Annotated in this window: 24 protein-coding genes; 22 read left to right on the top strand and 2 right to left on the bottom strand. The window is 46.6% G+C overall.

The annotated features are described in order from the left end of the window. Positions 1 to 7: 7 nt before the first annotated feature. The 20 genes from fliM (at position 8) to OCU49_RS20425 (ending at position 20,039) form a co-directional block, all read left to right on the top strand. On the top strand, positions 8 to 979 hold the full coding sequence (fliM, locus tag OCU49_RS20520; protein WP_261842410.1) for a flagellar motor switch protein FliM: 972 nt from the start codon (positions 8 to 10) through the stop codon (positions 977 to 979). A 90-nt stretch (positions 980 to 1,069) separates the two neighbouring features. Continuing rightward, on the top strand, positions 1,070 to 1,510 hold the full coding sequence (fliN, locus tag OCU49_RS20515; protein ID WP_261842409.1) for a flagellar motor switch protein FliN: 441 nt from the start codon (positions 1,070 to 1,072) through the stop codon (positions 1,508 to 1,510). Continuing rightward, entirely contained in the window at positions 1,510 to 1,950 is a 441-nt protein-coding gene (fliO, locus tag OCU49_RS20510; RefSeq protein ID WP_336605351.1) for a flagellar biosynthetic protein FliO, read from the top strand. Before fliN ends, fliO begins: the two co-directional genes overlap by 1 nt. Positions 1,951 to 1,955: 5 nt before the next feature. Continuing rightward, positions 1,956 to 2,708: a flagellar type III secretion system pore protein FliP gene (gene fliP, locus OCU49_RS20505; protein WP_261842408.1), complete on the top strand. Its 753-nt coding sequence runs from the start codon at positions 1,956 to 1,958 to the stop codon at positions 2,706 to 2,708. A gap of 8 nt (positions 2,709 to 2,716) precedes the next feature. Further along, the gene (fliQ, locus tag OCU49_RS20500; protein ID WP_261842407.1) at positions 2,717 to 2,986 is read left to right on the top strand and encodes a flagellar biosynthesis protein FliQ; all 270 of its coding nucleotides are present in this window, start codon (positions 2,717 to 2,719) and stop codon (positions 2,984 to 2,986) included. Positions 2,987 to 2,989: 3 nt separating this feature from the next. After that, positions 2,990 to 3,775, top strand: a complete 786-nt coding sequence (fliR, locus tag OCU49_RS20495) for a flagellar biosynthetic protein FliR (RefSeq protein WP_261842406.1) — start codon at positions 2,990 to 2,992, stop codon at positions 3,773 to 3,775. Next, a complete protein-coding gene (gene flhB, locus OCU49_RS20490) occupies positions 3,776 to 4,918 on the top strand; it encodes a flagellar biosynthesis protein FlhB (RefSeq protein WP_261842405.1) in 1,143 nt (380 codons plus the stop codon). It abuts the gene before it with no gap. Positions 4,919 to 5,100: 182 nt separating this feature from the next. Continuing rightward, entirely contained in the window at positions 5,101 to 7,209 is a 2,109-nt protein-coding gene (flhA, locus tag OCU49_RS20485; protein ID WP_261842404.1) for a flagellar biosynthesis protein FlhA, read from the top strand. A 53-nt stretch (positions 7,210 to 7,262) separates the two neighbouring features. Continuing rightward, a complete protein-coding gene (flhF, locus tag OCU49_RS20480; protein ID WP_261842403.1) occupies positions 7,263 to 8,798 on the top strand; it encodes a flagellar biosynthesis GTPase FlhF in 1,536 nt (511 codons plus the stop codon). A gap of 24 nt (positions 8,799 to 8,822) precedes the next feature. Beyond that, positions 8,823 to 9,647: a MinD/ParA family protein gene (locus OCU49_RS20475; protein ID WP_261842402.1), complete on the top strand. Its 825-nt coding sequence runs from the start codon at positions 8,823 to 8,825 to the stop codon at positions 9,645 to 9,647. 18 nt (positions 9,648 to 9,665) lie between these two features. Continuing rightward, complete coding sequence (locus OCU49_RS20470) at positions 9,666 to 10,376, top strand: RNA polymerase sigma factor FliA (RefSeq protein WP_261842401.1); 711 nt, start codon at positions 9,666 to 9,668, stop codon at positions 10,374 to 10,376. Positions 10,377 to 10,449: 73 nt separating this feature from the next. Continuing rightward, the gene (cheY, locus tag OCU49_RS20465) at positions 10,450 to 10,833 is read left to right on the top strand and encodes a chemotaxis response regulator CheY (protein WP_207758392.1); all 384 of its coding nucleotides are present in this window, start codon (positions 10,450 to 10,452) and stop codon (positions 10,831 to 10,833) included. Positions 10,834 to 10,843: 10 nt separating this feature from the next. Beyond that, positions 10,844 to 11,647, top strand: a complete 804-nt coding sequence (locus OCU49_RS20460) for a protein phosphatase CheZ (protein ID WP_261842400.1) — start codon at positions 10,844 to 10,846, stop codon at positions 11,645 to 11,647. Positions 11,648 to 11,659: 12 nt separating this feature from the next. Then, positions 11,660 to 13,798: a chemotaxis protein CheA gene (locus tag OCU49_RS20455; protein ID WP_261842399.1), complete on the top strand. Its 2,139-nt coding sequence runs from the start codon at positions 11,660 to 11,662 to the stop codon at positions 13,796 to 13,798. 61 nt (positions 13,799 to 13,859) lie between these two features. Further along, a complete protein-coding gene (locus tag OCU49_RS20450; RefSeq protein ID WP_261842398.1) occupies positions 13,860 to 15,026 on the top strand; it encodes a protein-glutamate methylesterase/protein-glutamine glutaminase in 1,167 nt (388 codons plus the stop codon). Beyond that, positions 15,026 to 15,766 (top strand): flagellar motor protein, encoded by a 741-nt coding sequence (locus OCU49_RS20445; protein ID WP_261842397.1) that lies wholly within the window; start codon positions 15,026 to 15,028, stop codon positions 15,764 to 15,766. Before OCU49_RS20450 ends, OCU49_RS20445 begins: the two co-directional genes overlap by 1 nt. Before the next feature lie 17 nt (positions 15,767 to 15,783). Then, the gene (locus OCU49_RS20440; protein WP_261842396.1) at positions 15,784 to 16,758 is read left to right on the top strand and encodes a flagellar motor protein MotB; all 975 of its coding nucleotides are present in this window, start codon (positions 15,784 to 15,786) and stop codon (positions 16,756 to 16,758) included. Further along, positions 16,758 to 17,525 carry a ParA family protein gene (locus OCU49_RS20435; RefSeq protein ID WP_261842395.1) on the top strand — a complete coding sequence of 256 codons (768 nt, stop codon included), beginning with the start codon at positions 16,758 to 16,760 and terminating at the stop codon, positions 17,523 to 17,525. The genes OCU49_RS20440 and OCU49_RS20435 overlap by 1 nt, the downstream gene beginning before the upstream one ends. Positions 17,526 to 17,527: 2 nt before the next feature. Beyond that, on the top strand, positions 17,528 to 19,603 hold the full coding sequence (locus OCU49_RS20430; RefSeq protein WP_261842394.1) for a hypothetical protein: 2,076 nt from the start codon (positions 17,528 to 17,530) through the stop codon (positions 19,601 to 19,603). A gap of 28 nt (positions 19,604 to 19,631) precedes the next feature. Beyond that, the gene (locus tag OCU49_RS20425) at positions 19,632 to 20,039 is read left to right on the top strand and encodes a DUF2802 domain-containing protein (protein ID WP_261842393.1); all 408 of its coding nucleotides are present in this window, start codon (positions 19,632 to 19,634) and stop codon (positions 20,037 to 20,039) included. A 1-nt stretch (position 20,040) separates the two neighbouring features. Here the strand turns inward: OCU49_RS20425 and OCU49_RS20420 are convergent, their stop codons facing one another. Next, entirely contained in the window at positions 20,041 to 20,328 is a 288-nt protein-coding gene (locus OCU49_RS20420; protein ID WP_261842392.1) for an EscU/YscU/HrcU family type III secretion system export apparatus switch protein, read from the bottom strand. A 7-nt stretch (positions 20,329 to 20,335) separates the two neighbouring features. Continuing rightward, a complete protein-coding gene (gene fliK / locus OCU49_RS20415) occupies positions 20,336 to 22,285 on the bottom strand; it encodes a flagellar hook-length control protein FliK (protein WP_261842391.1) in 1,950 nt (649 codons plus the stop codon). Between the two features lie 180 nt (positions 22,286 to 22,465). On the opposite strand from fliK, the gene ccmA reads away from it, so the two are divergent. Continuing rightward, positions 22,466 to 23,116 (top strand): cytochrome c biogenesis heme-transporting ATPase CcmA, encoded by a 651-nt coding sequence (gene ccmA / locus OCU49_RS20410; RefSeq protein ID WP_261842390.1) that lies wholly within the window; start codon positions 22,466 to 22,468, stop codon positions 23,114 to 23,116. Positions 23,117 to 23,180: 64 nt separating this feature from the next. Continuing rightward, positions 23,181 to 23,870, top strand: coding sequence for a heme exporter protein CcmB (gene ccmB / locus OCU49_RS20405; protein WP_261842389.1), 690 nt, complete (start codon positions 23,181 to 23,183; stop codon positions 23,868 to 23,870). Positions 23,871 to 23,900: the final 30 nt, after the last annotated feature.

The following is a 23,900-nucleotide window of genomic DNA, read 5'->3' as shown; positions in this document are numbered from 1 at the left end:
TTAATATATGACCGTTAAAGATCTGCTGTCGCAAGACGAAATTGATGCCTTATTACATGGTGTTGATGGCGGAGATGTAGAAACTCAGGAAGAAGAGCCTCAGGATACGGGTGGGGTTAGGGTATATGACCTGGCTAGTCACGAACGAATTGTTCGTGGTCGGATGCCTACTCTGGAAATGATTAATGAACGTTTTGCCCGGCATACCCGAATAAGCCTGTTTAATTTACTGCGCCGTAATGCGGATGTGTCTGTGGGCGGCGTACAGATTATGAAGTATGGCGACTATATACATACGCTATACGTTCCAACCAGTATTAACCTATTACGTGTTTCGCCGTTACGGGGTACTGCTTTGCTGGTGATGGATGCCAAGCTGGTGTTCAAACTGGTGGATAACTTTTTTGGCGGTGATGGTCGGCATGCCAAAATTGAAGGGCGTGAGTTTACACCAACAGAGTTACGCCTGATCAATAAGGTTATTGGACAGTTTTTTGGAGATCTGGAAGACTCCTGGCAGCCAGTAATGCCACTCAAGTTTGAGGTTAATGGGCACGAAGTTAACCCGGCAATGGCAAATGTAATCAACCCTTCAGAAGTAGTTGTTGTCAGTTCTTTTCAGGTAGACCTTGATGGCGGCATGGGCGAGTTTCACGTCACTATGCCGTATGCCATGCTGGAACCTATAAAAGATACACTAGTGTCTGGTTTCCAGCGTGCAGAAGAAGAGCTGGATGAGCAATGGCTGAGTAGCTTGCAACAGGAAGTTATGGAAGCACCAATGGAGTTGGGACTGTCAATTGCGGAGCGCCAATTAACCTTGCGTGATGTGGTTGAGTTTGAAGTTGGTGATATCATACCTATTGATATACCGGATAAGTTGAAATTAACCGCTAACAGGGTGCCGATATTTACTTGTAATCTCGGTACTTCACGTGGAAACCTGGCGGTTAAAATTCTGAATCAAATAAAGCGTTGATAGTTATTTAAATAAGTAAAGACTATCCATATAACTGAACTGAAAAGCAGTTAAGTTTGCTGAAATTACCAATACGATGAGAGTTCTGGCATGAGTGATGACACAGATAATGTTGACCAGGGTGCAATGGCCGATGACTGGGGTGCCGCAATGGCTGAGCAGGTTGGCGGCGATGCAGACTGGGGCGATGCGCTTGCTGAACAGGCTACAGGTGAGGCTGCCCAGACAGTTGAACTGGATGAGCTGACTGATGACGGTTCCTTCGTAAATGATCCTAAGCTCGATGTGATTTTAGATATTCCGGTAACGATTTCTATGCAGGTAGGACATGCTGAAATCCCGATTCGTAATTTGTTGCAGCTTAATCAGGGATCTGTGATTGAATTGGACCGTGTAGCCGGTGAGCCACTTGATGTGAAAGTGAATGGAACACTGGTGGCGCATGGTGAGGTTGTTGTTGTTAATGACCGTTATGGCATTCGCCTGACTGATGTTATCAGTCCGCAAGAACGCATCGAGAAACTGCGCTAGTGGTCTGGCGTTCTCTTGTCTTTCTGATTTTCAGTTTGCAGTCGTCCTGGCTATTTGCTGAGACAGTATCAGGAGCAGTAGCAGCAAACCCGTCTACTGGTCTGGTGTATAAAGAACCGTTTAATTCTGGCGCCATCTCACAACTTGCTCTTGGTCTGATTGTTGTAATTGGGCTTATTTTTACATTGGCTTGGTTGTTGCGCAGGTATTCTGGCCTTCCAGGGCAAAATAAAAGTTTGCAAATTGTTGCTGCCTTGCCATTAAGTGCAAGAGAAAAAGTGGTGCTGGTTCAGGCTGGAGAGCAGCAGCTGCTATTGGGCGTTGCGCCAGGCAGAGTTAATCTGCTTGCCAGTTATGATAATCCGCTTATTGAGGTTGGTCAGAAAGGCGATTTTGCTGTGAAGCTACAGCAGGCGTTGAGCAGGGTGAAGCAGGAATGAAGGGAATGATAACTACGATACGTGGTTTCTTAGTTTTAGTTTGTGTGTTGTTCCCTGCTTTAGCTATAGCGGCTGATCCTGCTATTCCAGCAGTAACGCTGACAACTAATCCGGATGGTTCTGCTGACTATAGCGTGACGATTCAGATTCTTGCGCTGATGACTCTGTTTACTTTCCTGCCTGCAATTATGATGATGATGACATCGTTTGCACGAATCATCATTGTATTTGCTATTTTGCGGCAGGCATTGGGTCTGCAGCAAACGCCTTCGAACCAGATAATGGTAGGTTTAGCGTTATTTCTTAGCTTATTTATTATGACTCCGGTTATCGATCGGGTAAATGAAGCGGCAGTTCAGCCTTATATTAATGAGGAAATAACCTCGATAGAGGCCGTTCAGGCTGCCAGTGTGCCATTTCGACAGTTTATGATGGCACAAACCCGTGAAAACGATCTTAACCTGTTTATGAATATTTCCCGGACACCACCGGTTAATACGCCGGAAGAAATTCCATTTAACGTGCTTGTGCCTGCTTTTGTAACCAGTGAGTTGAAAACTGCATTTCAGATTGGTTTTATGTTGTTTATCCCGTTTTTGGTGATTGACTTGGTGGTGGCGAGTATTTTGATGGCAATGGGTATGATGATGCTATCTCCTGTTATTATTTCCTTGCCGTTTAAGATTATGCTATTTGTACTTATAGATGGCTGGGCTATGGTTGTGGGAACTCTGGCCGCTAGTTTTGTAGTTGTGTAGGTGATTCTATGACGCCGGAAATGGTTCTTGATCTGTATGGTGAGGCGCTTTATCTGGTTGTGGTATTGGTCGCGGTAATCGTATTACCCTCACTGTTAGTTGGTTTGGTGATAGCGACTTTTCAGGCCGCTACTCAGATTAACGAGCAAACGCTGAGTTTTTTGCCGCGTTTGCTGGTGACTTTGCTGACAATTATGTGGGCGGGTCCCTGGATTCTGACAAAGTTGCTGGATCACTTCGGCAATATTTTTACAAATATCCCTCTGTTTCTGGGGTGATGGGTGTTTGGTTCCAGTTTTCTCGAAATTGAACAGTGGGTAGCGGAGTTTATGCTGCCATTTTTTCGGGTGGCTTCCTTTTTTATGCTTGTGCCAATTATTGGTACGCGGATGGTTCCTGCACGTATACGTATGGGGCTGGCTCTGGCTGTTACTGTCGTAATAGTTCCTTTATTACCCGATTTACCAACAATTAATGGCTTGTCATTACAAACGTATTTGTGGATTGCAGAGCAAATCCTGATCGGAATCTCTATGGGGTTTCTCATTCAGGTTTTGTTTCAGATATATGCGCTTGGTGGTCAGTTAATAGCTTCTCAGATGGGTTTAGGCTTCGCGTCGGTGAGTGATCCTGCTAATGGCGTATCTGTGGTTGTTTTGTCGCAGTTTTATCTGATGGTCGTGATGATGCTGTTTTTAGCGATGAATGGCCATTTGGTGTTGATAGAAGTGTTGGTGAGAAGCTTTTATGTTCTGCCTGTTACGGAAGGCAGTATTTCTTCCTCCGGTTTGATGGCTCTTGTCACTTCAGGTAGTTGGTTGTTTTCCAGTGCACTATTAATGTCTTTGCCTGCGGTGACTGCATTGTTGGTTATTAATTTTGCATTTGGCATTATGACTAAAGCGGCCCCTCAGCTAAATATATTTGCTGTTGGCTTTCCCTTTACTATGTTAATGGGGTTGATCATCACCTGGGTAAGTCTCGAGGGCTTTCTGGGGCAGTATTATCGTTTCACCGAGTTCGCATTCCAGTATATAGAGCAGGTACTTGGGGTAGGAGGACTGTAAATGGCTGAAGAGAGTGGTCAGGAGAAAACCGAAGAACCCACCCCCAAACGATTAAGGGACGCTAAAGAGAAGGGGGATATAGCTCGCTCAAAAGAATTGGCGACGACAGTGTCTCTCTTGGCCGCTGCCTTTGCGGCTATTATGCTGGGCGAAACAGTTGCTGATGTCATGATGAATATGATGAGCTATAACTTCGCGCTTGATCGGCAGGCTGCTTTTGATCCAAATCTTATGTTCCAGCATCTTGGGTATTCCTTGCGAGAAGGATTGATGGCTGTGGCGTTGTTCTTCCTTATTATGTTGGTTGCAGCCTTTGTGGGCCCATTAGGTTTAGGCGGCTGGAACATGAGTGGTAAGGCTATGATGCCGAAAGGGAGCAGGATTAATCCGCTTTCGGGCATTAAGCGCATGTTTTCGATGAAAGCGCTTATTGAGCTATTTAAGGCTCTGGCTAAGTTCTTAGTTGTTGGTTCGCTATCTTTCTTTATTCTCGACAATGTTAAAGAGTCATTGTTTGCTTTGGGTGCGCAAGATATCCGCACAGCAATGGCTGGTGCAACAGAAATAGTGCTTTGGGCATTTGTTGCAATGAGCTCAACGATGATTTTGATCGCCGTTATTGATGTCCCTTTTCAAATCCATGACTACAGTAAAAAGCTCAAGATGACGATGCAGGAAGTTAAGGATGAAATGAAAAATACTGAAGGTAAGCCTGAAGTAAAAGGCCGAATCCGACAGTTGCAGCGCGAAATTTCACAGCGGCAGATGATGAGTGCTGTTCCGGAGGCTGATGTAGTAATTACCAACCCGACTCATTTTGCTGTGGCTTTAAAATATGACCAGGATCGTGGTCATGCGCCAGTGATGGTAGCTAAAGGTGGTGATTTTCTGGCGTTGAAGATTCGAGAAATTGCTGAAGCGAATGATGTGCCTATCTTGTCTTCTCCTGCATTGGCCCGGGCAATTTATTATTCTACTGAAATTGATGACGAAATTCCGGGCGGGCTATTTAAAGCTGTGGCTGAAGTGCTTGCTTATGTGTATCAGCTGAAGAGACATAATAAGAAAGAGGGGCCGGCCCCTCAGAGGTTGTCTGAAAAACTGCCTATTCCTGATGAGCTACGACGGGATGAAACTGAGTAACTGTCGGTAAGTTGGCGAATTTCTTGCATTATCTCTCAGTATGGGAAGTGATGCGTCAAAAAATTGATGTTTGTTGCTGCTTATTAATGGTATTTTACTCACTCTACGAGTGGTTTTATATTTAATGATGTTTTTTTGACGCTTTTTTAATGTGTAGGCGTCTCTGACTAAGCAGGCAGGCAGTGGATAGAGCGGCTATCTATAATAATGTTCGCAGTATAGGTAAAGGCAACCTGGGTGTGCCTTTCCTGCTGCTGGTAATTTTGGCAATGGTGACATTGCCAATGCCTCCATTCCTGCTGGACGTTCTGTTTACCTTCAATATTGCCCTTTCTATTGTTGTTCTTCTTGTGTGCGTATATGCAATGCGGCCACTTGATTTTGCAGTTTTTCCGACGATTTTGCTGATAGCAACGCTCATGCGTTTGGGGTTGAATGTAGCCTCTACGCGAGTTGTGTTGTTGTATGGTCATGAAGGTGGAGATGCTGCGGGTAAAGTTATCGAGGCCTTTGGTGAGGTTGTAATAGGCGGTAACTATGTAGTTGGTTTGGTTGTTTTCCTTATATTGGTCATTATTAACTTTGTCGTAGTCACCAAAGGTGCTGGTCGTATATCAGAAGTGAGTGCGCGATTTACTCTGGATGCGATGCCCGGTAAGCAAATGGCAATTGATGCCGATTTAAATGCCGGCATTATTGATCAGGAGCAGGCTAAAACCCGTCGTGAGGACGTTACTCAGGAAGCTGATTTTTACGGTTCAATGGATGGTGCCAGTAAGTTTGTTCGGGGTGATGCGGTTGCAGGTATTCTGATTCTGGTCATCAATATTCTGGGTGGTCTGGGCATCGGTATGGTCCAGCATGATCTTTCCTTTGATCTGGCGGCTCGTTATTACTCATTGCTGACTATTGGTGACGGTCTGGTTGCTCAGATTCCATCGTTGCTGTTATCTACTGCCGCAGCGATCATGGTTACGCGGGTAAATGCCTCGCATGATATGGGGCAACAGGTGTTGGGGCAGTTGTTTGGCTCGCATCGTGCGTTGGCGGTTGCGGCGGCAATCCTGTTTATTATGGGTATTATTCCCGGTATGCCACACTTTGCTTTCCTCTCGCTGGCGTTGATTGGTGGTGCTGGTGCTTATTTTATTTATAAGCGTAACCTGGAAGCGGAAGAACAAGCGAAGGCTGCCGAGGCTGAAGCGCCGCCAATGCCGGAGCCAGATGCAGATGTGAAAGAGTTGGACTGGGATGATGTAATGCCTGTGGATATGATAGGCCTTGAGGTGGGGTATCGTCTCATTCCTATGGTAGATAAGTTGCAGGGTGGACAGTTACTTAATCGTATTAAAGGTGTACGAAAAAAGTTGTCTCAGGACTTAGGCTTCCTTGTGCCGTCTGTTCATATTCGAGATAACTTGGATCTGATGCCTGGCGCATACCGGATTACTTTAATGGGAGTAATTGTCGGTGAGTCTGAGGTGTATCCCGACCGTGAGCTGGCGATTAACCCGGGACAGGTTTTTGGTAATTTGCAGGGGATTACAGTCAAAGACCCTGCCTTTGGATTAGATGCAGTTTGGGTTGAGCAGAGCCAGAAAGAACAAGCTCAGACGCTTGGGTATACCGTTGTTGATGCCGGAACCGTGGTAGCTACGCATTTGAATCAGCTGCTTCAGGCACATTCCCATGAGTTAATGGGACATGACGAAGTCCAGCAGTTACTGGATATCTTGGCAAAAACGTCACCAAAATTGGTAGAAGATCTTGTACCTGGCAAGTTGTCTGTCAGTATCATACTGAAAGTGCTTCAGAATCTGTTAATGGAGCAGGTGCCTATTAAGGATTTCCGTACCATTACGGAGGCATTGGCTGAAGCTGTGCCGCGCAGTGCTGATCCTATGAGTTTGACAGCAGCGGTGCGGGTCGCCTTGTGTAGATTGATTGTACAGAATATTAATGGTTCGGAGCCGGAGTTGCCGGTCATTACACTTGATCCTCAATTGGAGCAGTTATTACTTGGCTCTATGCAGCAAGGTAATAGTGAAGGGCTCGTGATTGAGCCGGGTATGGCTGAGCAGTTACAAATGTCGCTTGCGGATGTTGCACAGCAACAGGAAATCGCAGGCCGGCCGGCTGTGTTACTGGTTGCTGCACCAGTGAGGCCTTTATTAGCCAAGTTTGTCAGATATGGTGAACAGCAGATTTCTGTACTTTCTTATCAGGAAATTCCAGAGAATAAACGGGTGACGATTATTGCCACTGTTGGGGGGCAGAATCGTGATCAGTAATAGTGTTGAAGTATCAAAGTTTTTTAAGGGATGGCCGATATACAGGAACGGTTATGAAGGTTAAACGTTTTTTTGCGCCGGACATGCGACAAGCAATGCAGAGGGTTCGAGAAGAAATCGGACCTGACGCTGTTATTGTGTCTAATCATCGGGTTGCCGGAGGGGTAGAGGTTGTTGCCGCTCACGAGCACGAGTATGAAGCCGCGCAGGAAGCCTTTAAGCGAAAACAAGCCCAGGAAAAACAACAACAGCAGCTTCAGCAGCAAAGCGCCCGGGAAGCTAGCCCGAAGTTGCAGAGTAATCTGGCAGATGAGTTACGTAAAGCTCAGGCCAGAATTGCAGCTGCTCAGGCGGGTACTGAAGAGCCGGCGAAAGCAAAAAATCAACAGGTTGATGATACAGACCTGGATGGCATTCTTGATACTCTTAAGCAGCGGCAAGCCCAGCAGGCAGCCCGTAACTTCGAACGTAATGAACAACGTCAGCCTGGGTCAATCGTACCTCCGGACCCAGTAACACCTCCGCCTGCACCTGGTATTGATGAGTATGTTGCTCAGTCTAAGCCGGCTACCCGTCAGGAACCGTCTTATACCGCTCCGGCACCTGATCCTCAGGTTGCGACTATGCGGGCGGAAATCGATACGCTTAAATCATTACTCATACAGCAAGTTTCTCAGCCTAAAGAGGCTGTATCAGCGCCTGAACGGGCAACCGTTATGCCAAAGCCACAGCCAGAGGCTTCGGAAGAAAGTGTTCTGCAGCGCCGGGTAGAGAATCGCCTGGAAAAGCTTGGTATAGGTCCTCACTTGCGGCGACAGCTAATTAAGCTGGATGGTACTGCAAGTCTGGATGATAGTTGGCGAGATACCTTAGCTAAGCTGAGTGATTCTATTCCTGTTATCGGTGGTGATTTTGTCGAACGTGGCGGGATGATTGCTTTTGTAGGTCCGACGGGTGTAGGTAAAACAACGACTATCGGCAAGTTAGCAGCGCGTTATGTTTTGAAGCATGGCAGTTCAAGTGTCGCGCTTGTTACCACAGATTCTTATCGTATTGCTGCACATGAGCAGTTGTTAACTTTTGGCCGGATTTTAGATATTCCAGTGCGGGTTGTAGATGAAAATCATAGCCTGGATGAAGTTTTATTGTCGTTACGTAATAAGCGACTGGTGTTGATTGATACTGCTGGTATGAGTGCGCATGAGCCGCATACGCAAGCTCAACTGGATATGTTACAAAGTGTTAGCGTCCGAATGAAAAAATTATTGGTGCTTTCATGCTCAAGTCAGCGGCATGTTATTGAAAATGCCTATGAAACTTACAGCCGTATGGGGCTTAATGGTTGTATTCTCAGTAAGTTAGACGAGTCCGGGAATCTTGGTGAGGCCATTGAACTGATTGTGGATAACGGCTTGCCTGTCACTTATGTGACCGATGGACAGCGGGTTCCGGACGATTTAGAAGTTGCTCATAAGCGTGATTTGGTGAGCCGTGCGGTGGTTACTGCACAGCGTGTATCACGCAATCAACGCATGGCTCAGGATCGTCGTCAGGATAAACTTTCACAAAATGGGCAGTGGGTTGATTGATGGGATATCAGATAGGAAGACATAATGACTAGTCCGCACCCCGTGAAAGTTGTTGCTGTTACCGGTGGTAAGGGCGGCGTTGGTAAGACGAACGTATCTGTAAACCTGAGTCTTGCATTAGGTGAGATAGGTCGAAGGGTCGTGCTTATGGATGCCGATTTAGGGTTGGCAAACGTTGACGTTCTGCTTGGAGTTAAGGCAACACAAAATATTACTGATGTGTTAGCGGGAGACTGTTCCTTACGCGATCTGTTGATTGAAGTGGATAAAAACGTCCATATTGTGCCAGCAGCTTCCGGTACGCAGGCCATGACAACCCTGAGTGCGCATGAACATTCTGAACTGATTCACTCGTTTAGCGATATCGAAGATGATCTGGATGTGCTGATAATCGATACTGCAGCGGGTATTTCCGATACGGTAGTAAGTTTCGTCAAAGCTGCCCAGGAAGTGGTTGTCGTCGTTTGTGATGAGCCGACATCGATAACTGATGCTTATGCACTCATGAAGCTGTTGAATCGGGACTATCAGGTGAGTCGATTTAGAGTACTTGCCAATATGGTACGTTCTGAGCAGGAAGGCAGGAATATATATAGTAAGCTGTTAACCGTTTCGGAAAGGTTTCTGGATGTGACGCTTCAATACCTGGGATCAATCCCTTATGATGAGTCGGTCCGCAAGGGTGTTCAACAGCAACGTGCTGTTTTAAAAGCGTTTCCTAAGAGCAAAGCCTCGTTAGCATATAAGCTGCTGGCGGCAAAAGTAGATGAGTGGGGAGTGTCTTCATCACCCCGTGGTCATCTGGAGTTTTTTGTTGAGCGATTGGTTAAAGGGGCTAATCAACGCTGACAAGTCAGAAGAGCGAATATGTATAACCAGTTACAGTTTAAGTCAGGTCAAGAGCTGATTGAGCAATATGCGCCGTTAGTAAAACGTATCGCGCATCATTTGCTGGCGCGCTTGCCTGCAAATGTTGTGCTGGATGATTTAGTTCAGGCAGGCATGGTGGGTTTGCTTGAAGCCGGCAAAAAATATGACCCTTCTAAAGGCGCAAGTTTTGAAACTTATGCCGGCATCCGGATTCGCGGCTCAATTATTGATGAGGTGCGTAGGGGAGATTGGACTCCCCGTTCTGTGCACCGCAATGGGCGCCGAGTTTCCGAAGCAATTCAGGCAATTGAATCCCGTACTGGTAGAGATGCCCAAGATGGGGATGTTGCTGCCGAATTAAATATCACTGTCACTGAATATCACGCATTATTAAAAGATTCCGCGGAGAGCCGGTTGTTCAGTTTTGAAAAACTGATTGAGCCGCAGGAAGACGGTCCTGGCGAAAACATCGCCGCAGAGAATTTAAGTCCTGAAGAAGAGCATGAAGAATTTGGTTTTATTCAGGCGATTGCGACAGCAATTGAAGGATTGCCGGAGCGAGAAAAATTAGTGTTGTCGTTGTATTACGACGAAGAAATGAATTTAAAAGAAATTGGTCAGATCCTGGGTGTCAGTGAATCCAGAGTTAGCCAGATTCATAGTCAGGCAGCGTTACGCTTGCGTAGTCGATTAAGAGACTGGCAATAGCTGGCAGTCTGTGGGTAAGACAACGCTGGCTAACTGCAGTCAGTCAGATAGTTTTCCTGATGGAGGGATAGTCTTGAAGAAAGACATAAAAATACTTGTAGTAGATGACTTCTCTACTATGAGACGCATCATTAAAAATCTGCTCCGTGATCTGGGGTTTACTAACATAGTTGAGGCCGATGACGGCAAGACTGCTTTGCCGATTTTGCAAAGCGGTAGCATTGAGTTTTTGGTAACCGACTGGAATATGCCAATTATGACCGGTATCGACTTGCTTAAGACGGTCCGGGCTGATCCGAATCTGAAGCATATTCCGGTATTGATGGTTACAGCGGAAGCTAAGCGTGATCAGATTGTTGAGGCGGCTCAGGCAGGTGTAAATGGCTATGTAATTAAGCCGTTTACTGCAGCTGTGCTGAAAGAAAAAATCGATAAGATTTTTGAACGACTAGGCTAGGTGGGCTGCTATGTCTGAGACGGAAGATAATAAAGGCGCAGGTGGCTTTGAGCTTGAGCTGAAGCAGGATGCTGACAAATTAGTAGAGCATTTGGCTAATGGTGATGTTGGCGCAGCAATGACGCTGATCCATGATCTGAATGAGAAGCGCCATCAAGCGTTGTATCACGAAGTAGGCACTCTTACTCGTTCTTTGCACAATGCAATTGTCAGTTTCTCTGATGATGTCAGCAGTAGTGCAATGTTGCAGGATTCTAAAGAGCACATTGCTTCAATATCTGATGCAAGTGATCGCTTGTCTTATGTTATTGAACTCACTGAGAGTAACGCGCATAAGACTATCGATAGCGTAGATATCTCTTTGACTCTGGTGTCGGAGCTTGAAGAAGGCTTTAATCGTCGCCAGCGTTTACTGGATGAGTTCGATAAAGTTCAGCAAGAAAAGCCAGAGTTAGAAGGCCTGTATAAGCTTGCCTGTCAGCATGCATGTGATAATTCAGATGCGCTGGTTGAATTGAAAGAACGGCTGACGAATATTTTATTGGCGCAAGAGTATCAGGATATAACTGGTCAGCTGATAAAGCGTGTAATTCAGTTGGTAACAGATATTGAATCTCAGTTGGTTAATTTGATGGAAGTTGCTTCCAGAGTTAATCGTCTGAATGGTTTTGATGGAATGACGGCCGAAGCAGAAGCATTGGCGAAAGAAAAGAAAGTAATGGCTGAAGGCCCACAATTGGCAGCAAAAGATAAGAGTGAAGTTGCTTCCAGCCAGGATGATGTGGATGACCTCCTTTCCAGTTTAGGTTTTTAACAGGGGTAGGCAATGGCTTTAAATGTTGATCAGGAAATACTGGAAGATTTTTTGGTAGAAGCGGGAGAAATCCTTGAACTTCTGTCTGAGCAGTTAGTTGATCTCGAGCAAAATCCAAAAGACCGGGAGTTGTTAAATGCAATCTTCCGTGGTTTCCATACCGTTAAGGGTGGTGCGGGTTTCTTACAGCTTGAGCCAATGGTTGACTGCTGCCACAGTGCAGAAAATCTTTTCGACATGCTGCGTAATGATGATTTACAAGTATCTGCAGCCTTGATGGACGTTGTATTACAGGCCCTCGACACTGTAAATGCAATGTTTGAAGATGTTCGCGGCGGAGAGAATCCAGAACCTGCACCTGCTGAACTTATCGCCAAGCTGGATGCCCTGGCTGCCGGTCAGGCAATTGCGGATGTCGCACCTGCTCCTGCCGCGGCTGAGCCCGCTGCTGATTTGGGTGCACAGTTCAGTCAAATGGTTTCAGGAATTTCTGCTGCCGAAGAAGCTCCGGTGTCTGCAGGGTCAGATTTGATTACTGAAGATGAGTTTGAATCGTTACTGGATGATCTTCATGGCAGTGGTGCGCCAGGTGTTGTGCCTGCAGTCAGTGCGAAAAATGATCTAATTACAGAAGATGAATTTGATTCATTGATGGACGAACTGCATGGGCCGAATGGTGTGCCAGGTGCTGATCCTGCAACGCCTAAGACGAGTTCAATGGCTGATTCCGAGTTTGATCAACTGCTAGACCAAGCTGTGCAGCAGGCGACGAAAGCACCTGCTCCGGCAGCAGAGCCCGTAAAGGCGACAACACCGGCATCTGCCAGAACTGCTCAGGATGATTTGATTACTGAACGAGAGTTTGAAAATCTGCTGGATGATCTTCAGTCTAAAGGTCAGGGCGCTTTTGTTGATGCACCTAAGGCTGAGTCTAAGCCTGCCGCAAAAGCTACTCCGGCTAAAGCGGCAGATGCGAAAAAAGCTAATGTTGAAACTAATGTTCGTGTTGATACCCGCCTGCTTGATCAGATCATGAATATGGTTGGTGAGTTGGTACTGGTTCGTAACCGTCTGGTTCGACTGGGTGCAGATAATGAAGACAGTGAGTTAACTAAAGCACTTGCTTCGCTGGATATGGTTACCGGTGATCTGCAAATGTCTGTTATGAAGACACGCATGCAGCCGGTGAAAAAAGTATTTGGCCGTTTCCCTCGTTTGGTACGAGATCTTTCCCGTCAGTTGAACAAAGAAGTTCGCCTGGAGTTACGTGGTGAAGATACTGATCTGGATAAAAACCTGGTTGAAGCACTTGCAGATCCGTTGATTCACTTAGTACGAAACTCAATTGACCACGGTATTGAAATGCCGGACGAACGTGTTAGCCGTGAAAAACCTCGTGAAGGCAGTGTACTGTTATCTGCAGAGCAGGAAGGTGACCATATCTTGCTGGTCATTGAAGATGATGGCGCAGGTATGGATCCGAATAAGCTGCGTGGTTTGGCTGTAGAGCGTGGCATGCTGGATTTTGAAGCGGCGAACCGACTCAGCGATCAAGAGTGTTTTAACCTGATATTTGCTGCTGGTTTCTCGACTAAAGAGCAAATCTCTGACGTGTCTGGCCGTGGTGTCGGCATGGACGTAGTTAAGACGAAGATCTCTCAGCTGAATGGTAAGTTGGAAATCGACTCTACTCTCGGTGAAGGTACTCGTATTGAGATTCAGGTACCTCTGACACTGGCTATTATGCCAACTCTGATGGTCGTGCTTGAAGAGCAAGCTTTTGCATTACCATTGGTGAATGTGAATGAAATCTTCAGTCTGGATCTGACGCAAATTAACGTGGTTGATGGTCAGCAGGCAATTGTTGTACGTGATCGTGCTCTGCCGCTATTCCATCTTAAACGTTGGTTAGTAGATGGTCACCAGGGTGATCAGTTGCCGGATCAGGGGCACGTGGTTATCGCCAATGTTGGTACTGTTCAGGTAGCGTTTGTTGTTGATCAGCTGGTTGGTCAGGAAGAAGTCGTAATCAAGCCGTTGGGTAGTGTCCTGTACGGTACACCTGGTTTATCTGGTGTAACTATAACCGGTGATGGCCGTATCGCGCTGATTATCGATATCCCTAATCTGCTTAAGCATTACGCGTCTTAAGTGAGTTATGCCATGCCCGTCAGGGCATGGCTCGCAGTTTTATTTGTCGCCGGAGGAATGGATGGCGGTTAGGGTTCTTGTTGTTGATGATTCTGTTTTTTTTCGTAACCGCATTAGCCAGATTTTGCGCCAGGACAGGCGTATTCAAATTGTAGGAACTGCTAAAAACGGCCGTGAAGCAATTCAGCAGGCTGTTCAGCTTAATCCTGATGTAATTACGATGGATGTGGAGATGCCAGTGTTAAATGGCATTGAAGCAGTTAAGGGCATAATGAAAGATGCGCCCTGTCAGATCTTGATGCTATCTTCTCTCACACGGCGAAGTGCCCGGGTAACACTGGAGGCACTGGAAGCTGGTGCCGCTGATTACCTGGAAAAAGACGCTAAGCTGTGGATCGAAAAAGAAAGCGATGTGTCGGCGCAGGTAGTTGAACGGGTTCTGTTACTTGGGAACCGGCATCGTTCGCATCCGCCGCGTAAATCTGCTTCTCTGAGTAGTCGGGCTGACTCAGTACCTTCTTCACGCACGACAAGTGCAGCAAGTTTAGCTCGCCAAACACCACCGAAAGCAACTTCACGTCCTGCAGCAGGCGTTCCAGTGTCTGGTTCATCTACAACATCCGGCGGACATGATTTTGTTAATAAAGTCAGCTTTCCTACCTGTAAAGTTGTTGTGATTGGCTCTTCTACGGGAGGTCCTGCGGCACTTCAGGATATATTACCTTCTATTCCAGCTGGATTTCCTTATCCAATTTTACTGGTTCAGCATATGCCGAAGACATTTACTTCTGTCTTCGCTCAACGGTTGAATGGTATTTGTCAGATCAATATTAAAGAAGCTGAAGATGGTGACGTATTAAAGCCGGGGCATGCATATCTTGCACCGGGTGGCAGCCAGATGATTTTTGAACCAGGTCGTGGTGATCGGGTGAAAGTGTTTCCGAGCGATGAGCGGGTAACCTATAAGCCGAGTGTTGATGTGACCTTTGCTTCTGCCGCAAAGATACACAGTAAGCATGTTTTAGGAATTGTGCTTACCGGGATGGGCGCAGATGGTGCCGAAGGTGCCAAGTTGCTTAAACAGGCCGGTAGCAGTGTTTGGGCTCAGGATCAGTCTACCTGTACTATTTTTGGCATGCCAAAAGCTGTTATAAATGCAGGTGTGGCAGACCACATACTTAAGCTCAATGATATTGGGCAGCTGTTAAAAAATAAGGGAGGGCGTTAATGGATCTGGTCAGCATTGGTGGGTTAATCCTGGCGCTGTTAGCAGTCATTGGCGGCAATTATTTAGACGGTGGTGAGCTGGAACAACTGATTAATATTCCGGCAGCACTGATTGTTATTGGCGGTACTTTTGCAGCATCTCTGGTGCAGTCACCAAGCGGTGATTTTAAACGTGGTATATATCTGCTTGGCTGGGCTTTTGGGCGTAATAAAGTTGATTTTGAGCATGGTATTACTGAGATTGTAGGCTGGTGTGCGACAGCCCGTCGTAAAGGTTTGCTGGGCCTTGAAGTAGAAATTGAGCAGCAATCAGACCCTTTCATTCAGTCTGGCTTGCAGTTATTAGTTGATGGGCGTGCAGTTGATGTTATTCGTTCATCACTTGAGGCCGAGCTGGTTACCCGTGAATACCGGGATATTCAAGGGGCGAAAGTCATCGAGGGGATGGGGGGTTATGCGCCGACATTGGGAATTATTGGTGCTGTATTAGGCCTTATTCATGTCATGTCGAACCTTGATAGCCCTGATGAACTGGGTGCCGGTATTGCGACTGCGTTTGTGGCGACGGTATATGGTGTTGGTATTGCTAACCTGTTTTTCTTACCTGTTGCTAATAAAATTCGTGCATTGATTCAACAGCGTTTTCATTATCAGGAAATGATGCTTGAAGGTTTACTGTACATTGCCGAAGGGCAAAGTCCGCGTATTATTCAACAGCGTTTGCAAGGCTACCTCAGCTAACCGTTAAGAGGTGTCAGATGCCACGTCGTAGAGTCGAAGATGATAATTCCCATACTGATCGCTGGATAATTTCCTACGCAGATTTTATTACGATTCTGTTCGCTTTTTTTGTTGTGATGTATGCCATCTCTTCTGTGAATGAAGAAAAATATAAAGACATTGCTTCAGCGTTATCAGGTGTGTTTGCGGGATTTCAGACGGATCAGCTTGAAGGTCCGGCTAATCAGGATGCTGAGGCTGACTCCATCGGGATTGGGATTTTTGATGGTGGTGAGTCAAATGACAATAGCCCAACTGTTAAAATTGTACCGCCTAAGCCAGAAAATAGCGTTATTCTGGGTGAAATAGCAGATAAAACCCAGCTGCAGTTTAAAAAACTGATTCGCTCGGGTCATCTGAAAGTGCAAAGTAATAATTTATGGGTAGCAATTGAGCTGGGTTCTAATCTGGTATTTCCTGAAGGTGGTGCTCTACCCGCCATAAGTGTTGACCCTTTGTTTGCTCAGGTGGCAGAGATTTTGAAAGATTATCCAAACCCGATACATGTCGAAGGTTTTACGGATGATCAGTATATTTCTACAGATGAATTCCCTTCTAATTGGGAGTTATCTGCCGCCCGTGCAGCATCAATTGTGCGCATTTTGGAGCTGAACGGTATTGAGCCTCACCGTATGGCTGCGGTAGGGTTTGGAGAGTATCAGCCAGTGCGGGATAACGGCACTGAGGATGGTCGGCGGATTAACCGTCGTGCTGTTATTGTCGTATCCAGAGACCGTAAAACGCAGCGGGTAGTGGCGGCATTTGGCAGTCAGCAGGTGAGTGAAGATGCTGTGAGCTCAGTTTTAGTAGAAGACAGGGCAGCCCCCGCTGATATGGAGCGGGTTGAAACTGATGATGGTAAAGTAATTTTTAGGCGTAAAATACCTCGCAATGAGCTTGAGGTTGAAAGGCTTACACAGCCAGTAACGACGCCGGTGGAGACAGAACAATAATGCAGATTTTGGCAATAGCAAATCAGAAAGGCGGTGTTGGTAAGACGACAACGGCGGTCGCTTTGGCTGGTTTATTGGCCGATGCAGGTAAGCGAGTTTTGTTAGTGGATCTTGATCCGCATGGCTCTATGACCAGTTATTTTAAATATGACCCGGATGAGCTGGAGCACAGTGTTTACGATTTGTTTATGCAGTCGCAGATTTCACTGAACCGTGTCGACAGTATTCTTGTGCCGACCACTGATCCACAAATTGACCTGATGCCGGCCACTACAGCGCTGGCGACACTAGAGCGAAAAGCTGTAGGGCAGGAAGGTCTGGGGCTTCAGGTTGCTAAAGCTTTGCGCTTACTGAAAGACCGCTACGATGTTGTACTGATAGACAGCCCTCCTGTGTTGGGTGTGCTGATGATTAACGCACTGGCGGCTTGCAGGCATCTACTTGTTCCGGTACAGACAGAATATCTGGCGCTGAAAGGGCTGGACCGTATGTTGCGGACGATCAATATGGTTAACCGGGCGCGTAAACGAAAGCTCGAGTTCACACTTATTCCCACTTTTTACGATCGTTCGATAGCATCATCCGTGAATTGTCTGCGTGAGTTACATCAGCGTTATCCCGAGCAAATGGCCAGTACTGTGGTACCTGTTGATGCTCGCTTCCGGGTTGCCAGTTCGAAGGGTGTAACACCTTCTGCTTTGGATGACAGCAGTGCCGGTGTGCAAGCTTATGGCCGGATATTGCGTGCGCTTGGAGAGAGGCCATAACTATGACAGATACCCCATGGAGCAATCACCAGCAACAAATGGTGCAGGAATATCTGGATGCATTACTGACAGACCCTGAAGCACAAGATGAACTGAGTGAGGTTGTCGCGCAGGGAGAGCTCGAACAAGTAGTTACTGAAGAGCCTCATATTCCGACTGAGGAAGTTGAAGTTATTGCCGAGCCGGAGCTTGATGAGCTTCCATTGCTGTCTGAGGCTATTGATACTGTTGAGCAGGTTGAGCAGGTTGAGCAGGTTGAGCAGGTTGAGCAGGTTGAGCAGGTTGAGCAGGTTGAGCAGGTTGAGCAGGTTGAGCAGGTTGAGCAGGTTGAGCAGGTTGAGCAGGTTGAGCAGGTTGAGCAGGTTTCAGAAGTTTCAATTTCATCATCAGATGACACTAGAGATTTGTCTGCTGGTATTGCAGAAAATATCCAGGCTGAAGGTTTAATATCTGATGTGGCGCTTCAGTCGCAGGTAGAAGATGTATCGGAAAGTGATTTGTCTGATACGAATACAGTTGTGCCTGATATGGTTGGGCAGGAACTATCAGAGCCTGTTCAGCTAATGGATGATGCGTTTGAGGATATTGCGGTTAGTGATGTTTCTGATGGTCTAGATACGGAATTGGCAGAGGTTGCCGATGAGCATCTTATTACTCCGGATAACGAAGAAGCGCTTGATGCTGCCTTGCATGCTATTGAATCGGTTAAAGCTGAAGATGCTGAAGGGTTGTCTGCTACACAACAGACGCCGGATGAGCATATGCTGAGTGATCAGGTATCGGAGTTGGCTGATGCACCTGAAGTGGGCATTCCTGAATCTGACGATGTAACCGCTGAAGATGGAATTTCCACAATCAGTGATCCGATAAGTGTTGCAGCAGAGTTGCTACACGAAGAGTTGGATCAGTACGATACTGATTTGTTTGATGAAACTGTTTCTGATGAGCAGGTTGCAGCACTGCAAGATATCCCTGAGATAGCGACTGAGCCTCAGGCTTTACTACCTGCTACAGATTCTGTTGTCGAAGATGTTGAAGAACCTTCAGGGGATGAGCTGTCTGCGTCAGCGGATCTGGATGCATATGTTGAAGATATTAGCAGTATGCAGCCAGCGGTTCCTGCAAAGCAGGAAGAGCATCATGATGAGCATGAGATAGCCGCGTTACTGTCTCAGTTAGCTGAAATTGTTTCTGATCACTCTGTTGCCGAAGCTGTTATACAGAAAATAGAGCAGATTGCTCAGGAGTTTTCGACTCATCATCAGATAGGTCTTAGTGCTGAATCAGAAGACTTGTCTGTAGAGTCCGCAGATGTGGAGCAGTCGGAAGATATTCTGGATACGGTTGATGCGGTTGTTGAAGACGAGATTAACTTTGACTTAGGTGAAGATGACGCTGAAACTGCTACTGATATAGAATTCTTGGCAGATTCTGAGTCGTTATCCGAAGATGAATTGGCTGCTGAGTTTGCTGCAGCTATGGCTGCAGAGGCTGAAGTCGACGAAGAAGTAACAGAGTCTGATGTATTCACGGAAGCTTCTGTTGCATCTGTAGATGACGCTATAGAGTTTCCCGAAGAGCTGGAAGAAGCTATTCCGGCAACTGGAGAAAGTTTTGAACCGGAAGTGTCGACCTTATTTGAGCCAGCGCCGGCAGTGGATATGCAGTGTATTATTGTTGAAATGCATGGTTTGCAGTTAGCAATGCCGCTAGAGCATGTACTGGAGCCACGGCATATTGCAGATATGTCTTTGGTACTCGATGATCAGTATGACTGGGTATTAGGTAGTTTTCTGGATCTGAACTTTAAGATTGATGTCGTGGATACGGCGATGTGGTTAATTCCTGAAAGCTATGAGCCACATAACGCAACCTATGATGAGATCCTGTTATTGCAGGGCAAACCATGGGCGCTCACATATGACAAAATGATAACGGCGCAGGTTATCAGTATGGATGAGGTAACTCTGAATACAGATAAAACCCGCCGCCCCTGGTTGTTGGGAACCAGCATGACACATAAGTGTGCAATTGTTGATATTCCTGCCTTGTGTAAACAGCTGGAAGAGGCGTTATAATAGCCTCCCTGGTTGAGTCGGTAGAGTGATGAACGTAATGATATGGATAGGATTCACAGTGGTCGCTTTGTTGGCTGTTGTTGCAACTGTTTACAGTTTACGCGCTCATCGTCAGCTACAGCAGCATCAGCGTCAGTACGAGGCGCTGATCAACGTTCTGCGTAATGAAATTCAGGCGATGACCAGTAGCTCAATTGGTATGGGGCACCGCTTGGTTGATATTGAGAGTCGTCTTAACATTACTGCCGAGAAACAGCAGGAATTGGCTAACCGTGATCCGGGTGTGCTGGCGTATAATCAGGCCGCGAGGCTTATGGAAATGGGCGCTGATGTAGATGATCTTGTACAGAATTGTGGTATTGGCCGTCCGGAAGCCGAATTGATGGCTTTACTGCATAAGGAAGTTGCAGCTCCACAAGTGCGTGGTCGACGCTGATTTATGACTTTGCTGTATTCTGTTTTAGATTATAAGTGAAGGCGATTATTTCAGCGATTGCGCGGTACAGGCTTTCTGGTATTTCATCCCCAAGTTCCAGCCGTAGCAGTACTTCTACCAACTCTGGGCTCTCATGAATATGTACGTCATGTTCGTTAGCGAGGGCGATAATCTGTTCGGCAATAACCCCTCGTCCCTTCGCCACTAATTTTGGCGCAGAGTCCCGGTCATAATTCAGCGCGATGGCTTTCTGATTAAGCTGTTTTTGCTCTGTCGGTTTTTTGGCCATGTTTACTCTAGGTATTTATGTCGATAAGTTGCTGTACTTGATTTTTGGCAGTGGGTGTTTTACCCGTATGACAATTCAGGTTGTTGATAACGAATCCCTGGTCCTGTAAATGTTGGTTAAAGCTGTTGAGCTTTTCGTTTAATAAGTTTGTTGTTGATGGATGGCTGCACCAGAATTGCGCGGTTACTTCGTTTTCCTGTTCCAGTAATATCTCGGCATCGACAGTGCCTTGCTGTTCTAAATTAAAGTGCAGGCGAACTTTCCAGCTGCTTTGCCATTCCTGTTCGTTAACTTCGCGGCGATACTCGTTAATTTTTAACTCTACGTTATCAAGCTGCTGGCCTTGCCGGACCGGTAAGTCTAACGTAAATAAACGTTCGAGACTCCCGTCAGGGTTTGTGCGATTTTGTTGCAGGCTTTCCAGCTGGTTTTGAGTAACCCGGTTAAGTAATGACTTTATCAGATCCAGCATTTGCTGGCGCGGTTGTTCCGGCAAACTGTCAGCAGCATTTAAGAGCTGACCGAGTTGTGCTTTCAGGTCCTGCGCAGGTGGTTTGTTGTTCAGTAACTGCCGTTCGCTGAATAAACCGCCGTCTTGTACATTGCGCTGCACACTTTGGCTGGCTTCTTTACCGCCTTCTGAAGGCACGCTGTAGAGGCTCATAAGTGATGACAGTAATCTGTTCAGATTACTGTTCTCCGGTTTATTATTCTGTTTACCAATCTGTTGTAGCTGGTTAAGTACATTGGCCAGTGGTTGCTGATTGGGTAAAACTTCCCGTAGGGTTTCGCTGATGATTTTTTGGTTTTCTTTGCTTTGAATATCCGGGCTAATGGGTTGCAGTACCGCCTGTGTACCAGAGGTTCTGAGTAATACTGCTTTGTCGTTGATGCTAAGTGGTATTGGGCTTCGAAGCTGTAGGCTTTGGTCACCGAGTTTCACTTGTATTGTCTGGCTGCCGTTTGTTTGTAGAGTGGATTGTTCAATGTTAACTAAAACTGGCCTTTGCAGCGGTAGTTGCTTGCTTAGTGCTGCGCTGGGTTGTGCTAATAATTGAACTGTTTGAGCTGATGAGGAGGCTGTAGGGCTACTTTGATTAGCTGTTACAGTGGCTTGAGCCGTTCTCTGGCTGTTTTGATTTATTGGCGACTGAGATACTGGCGCGCTGTTTGTTGGCACTGCTCCTGATGGAGTCGATGACTTTTGAAGAGGCCGGTTGTTTGCCTGACTCTCTGCTGGTTGAGCGTTAGTTATGCCTGATTGAGCAGCGGGAGGTTGAGCTGTGTTGCTTTGAGTAGAGTGTGGGGTATGGCTTGCTGGCTGCGTTGTTACTGAAGCAAGGGCTGTGCCTGTTTGAAGCGGTGCAGCAGCAGGTGGTGCTTGTGGAATAACTTGTATTGTCTGTCCTGATATAGGGCGGTTTATGGTCAATGCTGCAGGTTGGGGCTGTCCAAGGTTTACCTGTATGGGGGAATTGCGTTGCGTGCCAGTCGATAGTGTCTGATGGGGATTCACAGTAGCTTGGCTGGTTGTTTTCGCTTGAGGCGCTGCAGGAGTGTTATTGCGGGCTGTCTGGTCAGCCGATGTAGCAGAGGCATTGGTTTTAACTGTCTGCTCAGATGGTGGCGCAGTTTTCCCTGGTGTTAATGGTTGCTGTAAAAAGTCGAGCAGGATTTTGCCGTCCGCCGTACGTGTTAAAATAGCCTGGGTCTGTGCGGTGAGAGACTCTCCGGGCTGTTGTTGAATTTTTAACTGATATTGCTGCCCTCCAAGCTGGATAACTAAAGAGGCCGTTGCGGGTTGGTTTGGATTATTGCCTGATAGTGGGCTGACAGAAACCTGCTTGATGGTAACTTGTGCCGCTTTACCTACCGTAAGGGCGTTTGCCAGCTCCTGAGTAGTTCGCGGGTTACTGGTTGTGCCCGCAGAATTTTGAATATTGGAGGGAGGTAACATAGTTGGTAGCCTCACGGAGCGTTGATATAGCGCAGTAGTTTTGCCGCAACTGTGCACTTCACGAAGTTATTTTGTATATAATGCCTTGCTTTCGGCGGATACTGAAAAAATTATAGGTTTAGTCCGTGTTTATTGTGAAAAAAATGTCTGTGATATTCAGGCTTAACTGAGGTTTTTAGATTGGCAGTTGAACCACTTCGGGTCGATAATCTGTTTTGTGAACGGGATGAGCGCGTACTGTTTGACGGGCTTGAATTTACCGTGACCGCGGGTGATGTGGTTCGCATAGAAGGGCAAAATGGCAGTGGGAAAACAACCTTGCTGCGAATGTTGAGTGGGCTGTCTAATCATTACGAAGGCGATATTTTCTGGGGTGATCAGCTACTTGCTGACTGTGCTGATGAGTATCGTCAAAATTTACTTTATTTTGGTCATCAGGCGGGTGTTAAAGCTTTGCTGACACCGTTAGAAAACTTGCATTGGTATGCGTCAATACAGCCACATATTAATGTGGAAAAGCTTGACTGGGCGTTGCAGAAAGTTGGTTTAAAGGGGTTTGAAGATGTGCCTTGTCATACACTTTCCGCCGGGCAGAACCGCCGGGTTAGTCTGGCGAGGTTGTATTTAAGCACTGCGCCAGTGTGGATTCTGGATGAGCCTTTTACTGCTATTGATAAGCAGGGGGTTGCTACTCTTGAGCAGCTAATTGCCAATCATGCCGTTCAGGGAGGAATGGTTATCTTAACCACCCATCATGAGTTAGCAATGGCAGGAACTTTACGAAAAATTAACCTTGATCAATTAGCTAATCGCGGAGGACAGGTAAAATGAAAACCTGTCTTGGGCAAATATTTGTGTGCATAAGGAAAACTACCGGAACTTCGGAGTCAAACATATGACTAACGGCGGTGCTGGTGAAATGTTCTTTTGGGGTGTGCTGAAGCGGGATCTGTTATTATCCTTCCGCCGCAAGAGTGACTTGGTTAACCCTTTGATCTTTTTTCTCATGGTTGCCAGTCTGTTTCCATTAGGTGTAAGCCCTGAGCCGACGTTTTTGGAAGAAGTAGCACCAGGGGTTATATGGGTAGCTGCATTGTTGGCTACGTTATTGTCTCTGGATGGGTTGTTTCGGTCAGATTTTGAAGACGGAACACTTGAGCAAACCTTGTTGAGCCCACAGCCATTGTTTTTAGTGGTGCTGGCAAAAGTATTTGCGCACTGGATGATGACAGGTTTGGCGCTGACATTGTTATCACCATTGCTGGCAGTGATGTTATTCCTGCCTGTAGAAGGTATGTGGGGGTTGATGGCGAGTTTGCTGCTCGGTACGCCAACCCTGAGCTTGATAGGTGCAATTGGCGCTGCGTTGACAGTAGGCTTGCGCAAAGGTGGCGTCCTTATCTCGTTGCTGGTGCTGCCTTTATATATCCCGGTCCTGATTTTTGGCACCGGGGCTGCTCAGGCAGCGATTACGGGCTTACCATTGTCAGGTTATTTGGCGTTGTTGGGCGCGATTTTAGTTTTAGGGCTGGTTTTGGCGCCGTTTGCCATTGCTGCCGCGTTGCGAATAAGTGCCAGTAGTTAACTGGCAAATTGACAGACTGTTAAACAGTTA

Origin of the sequence: Aliamphritea ceti (assembly GCF_024347215.1) — a bacterium.
Taxonomy (GTDB): domain Bacteria; phylum Pseudomonadota; class Gammaproteobacteria; order Pseudomonadales; family Balneatricaceae; genus Amphritea; species Amphritea ceti.
Note: the sequence above shows the minus strand (reverse complement) of the source record. Positions and strands in the feature narration are given on the sequence as shown.

Excerpts from the sequence above, each read along its gene's own strand:
- fliM (WP_261842410.1), top strand. The coding sequence starts at position 8 with ATGACCGTTAAAGATCTGCTGTCGCAAGACGAAATTGATGCCTTATTA.
- fliN (WP_261842409.1), top strand. The coding sequence starts at position 1,070 with ATGAGTGATGACACAGATAATGTTGACCAGGGTGCAATGGCCGATGAC.
- fliP (WP_261842408.1), top strand. The coding sequence starts at position 1,956 with ATGATAACTACGATACGTGGTTTCTTAGTTTTAGTTTGTGTGTTGTTC.
- fliQ (WP_261842407.1), top strand. The coding sequence starts at position 2,717 with ATGACGCCGGAAATGGTTCTTGATCTGTATGGTGAGGCGCTTTATCTG.
- flhB (WP_261842405.1), top strand. The coding sequence starts at position 3,776 with ATGGCTGAAGAGAGTGGTCAGGAGAAAACCGAAGAACCCACCCCCAAA.
- flhF (WP_261842403.1), top strand. The coding sequence starts at position 7,263 with ATGAAGGTTAAACGTTTTTTTGCGCCGGACATGCGACAAGCAATGCAG.
- OCU49_RS20475 (WP_261842402.1), top strand. The coding sequence starts at position 8,823 with ATGACTAGTCCGCACCCCGTGAAAGTTGTTGCTGTTACCGGTGGTAAG.
- OCU49_RS20470 (WP_261842401.1), top strand. The coding sequence starts at position 9,666 with ATGTATAACCAGTTACAGTTTAAGTCAGGTCAAGAGCTGATTGAGCAA.
- OCU49_RS20460 (WP_261842400.1), top strand. The coding sequence starts at position 10,844 with ATGTCTGAGACGGAAGATAATAAAGGCGCAGGTGGCTTTGAGCTTGAG.
- OCU49_RS20455 (WP_261842399.1), top strand. The coding sequence starts at position 11,660 with ATGGCTTTAAATGTTGATCAGGAAATACTGGAAGATTTTTTGGTAGAA.
- OCU49_RS20450 (WP_261842398.1), top strand. The coding sequence starts at position 13,860 with ATGGCGGTTAGGGTTCTTGTTGTTGATGATTCTGTTTTTTTTCGTAAC.
- OCU49_RS20445 (WP_261842397.1), top strand. The coding sequence starts at position 15,026 with ATGGATCTGGTCAGCATTGGTGGGTTAATCCTGGCGCTGTTAGCAGTC.
- OCU49_RS20440 (WP_261842396.1), top strand. The coding sequence starts at position 15,784 with ATGCCACGTCGTAGAGTCGAAGATGATAATTCCCATACTGATCGCTGG.
- OCU49_RS20435 (WP_261842395.1), top strand. The coding sequence starts at position 16,758 with ATGCAGATTTTGGCAATAGCAAATCAGAAAGGCGGTGTTGGTAAGACG.
- OCU49_RS20430 (WP_261842394.1), top strand. The coding sequence starts at position 17,528 with ATGACAGATACCCCATGGAGCAATCACCAGCAACAAATGGTGCAGGAA.
- OCU49_RS20425 (WP_261842393.1), top strand. The coding sequence starts at position 19,632 with ATGAACGTAATGATATGGATAGGATTCACAGTGGTCGCTTTGTTGGCT.
- OCU49_RS20420 (WP_261842392.1), bottom strand. The coding sequence starts at position 20,328 with ATGGCCAAAAAACCGACAGAGCAAAAACAGCTTAATCAGAAAGCCATC.
- fliK (WP_261842391.1), bottom strand. The coding sequence starts at position 22,285 with ATGTTACCTCCCTCCAATATTCAAAATTCTGCGGGCACAACCAGTAAC.
- ccmB (WP_261842389.1), top strand. The coding sequence starts at position 23,181 with ATGACTAACGGCGGTGCTGGTGAAATGTTCTTTTGGGGTGTGCTGAAG.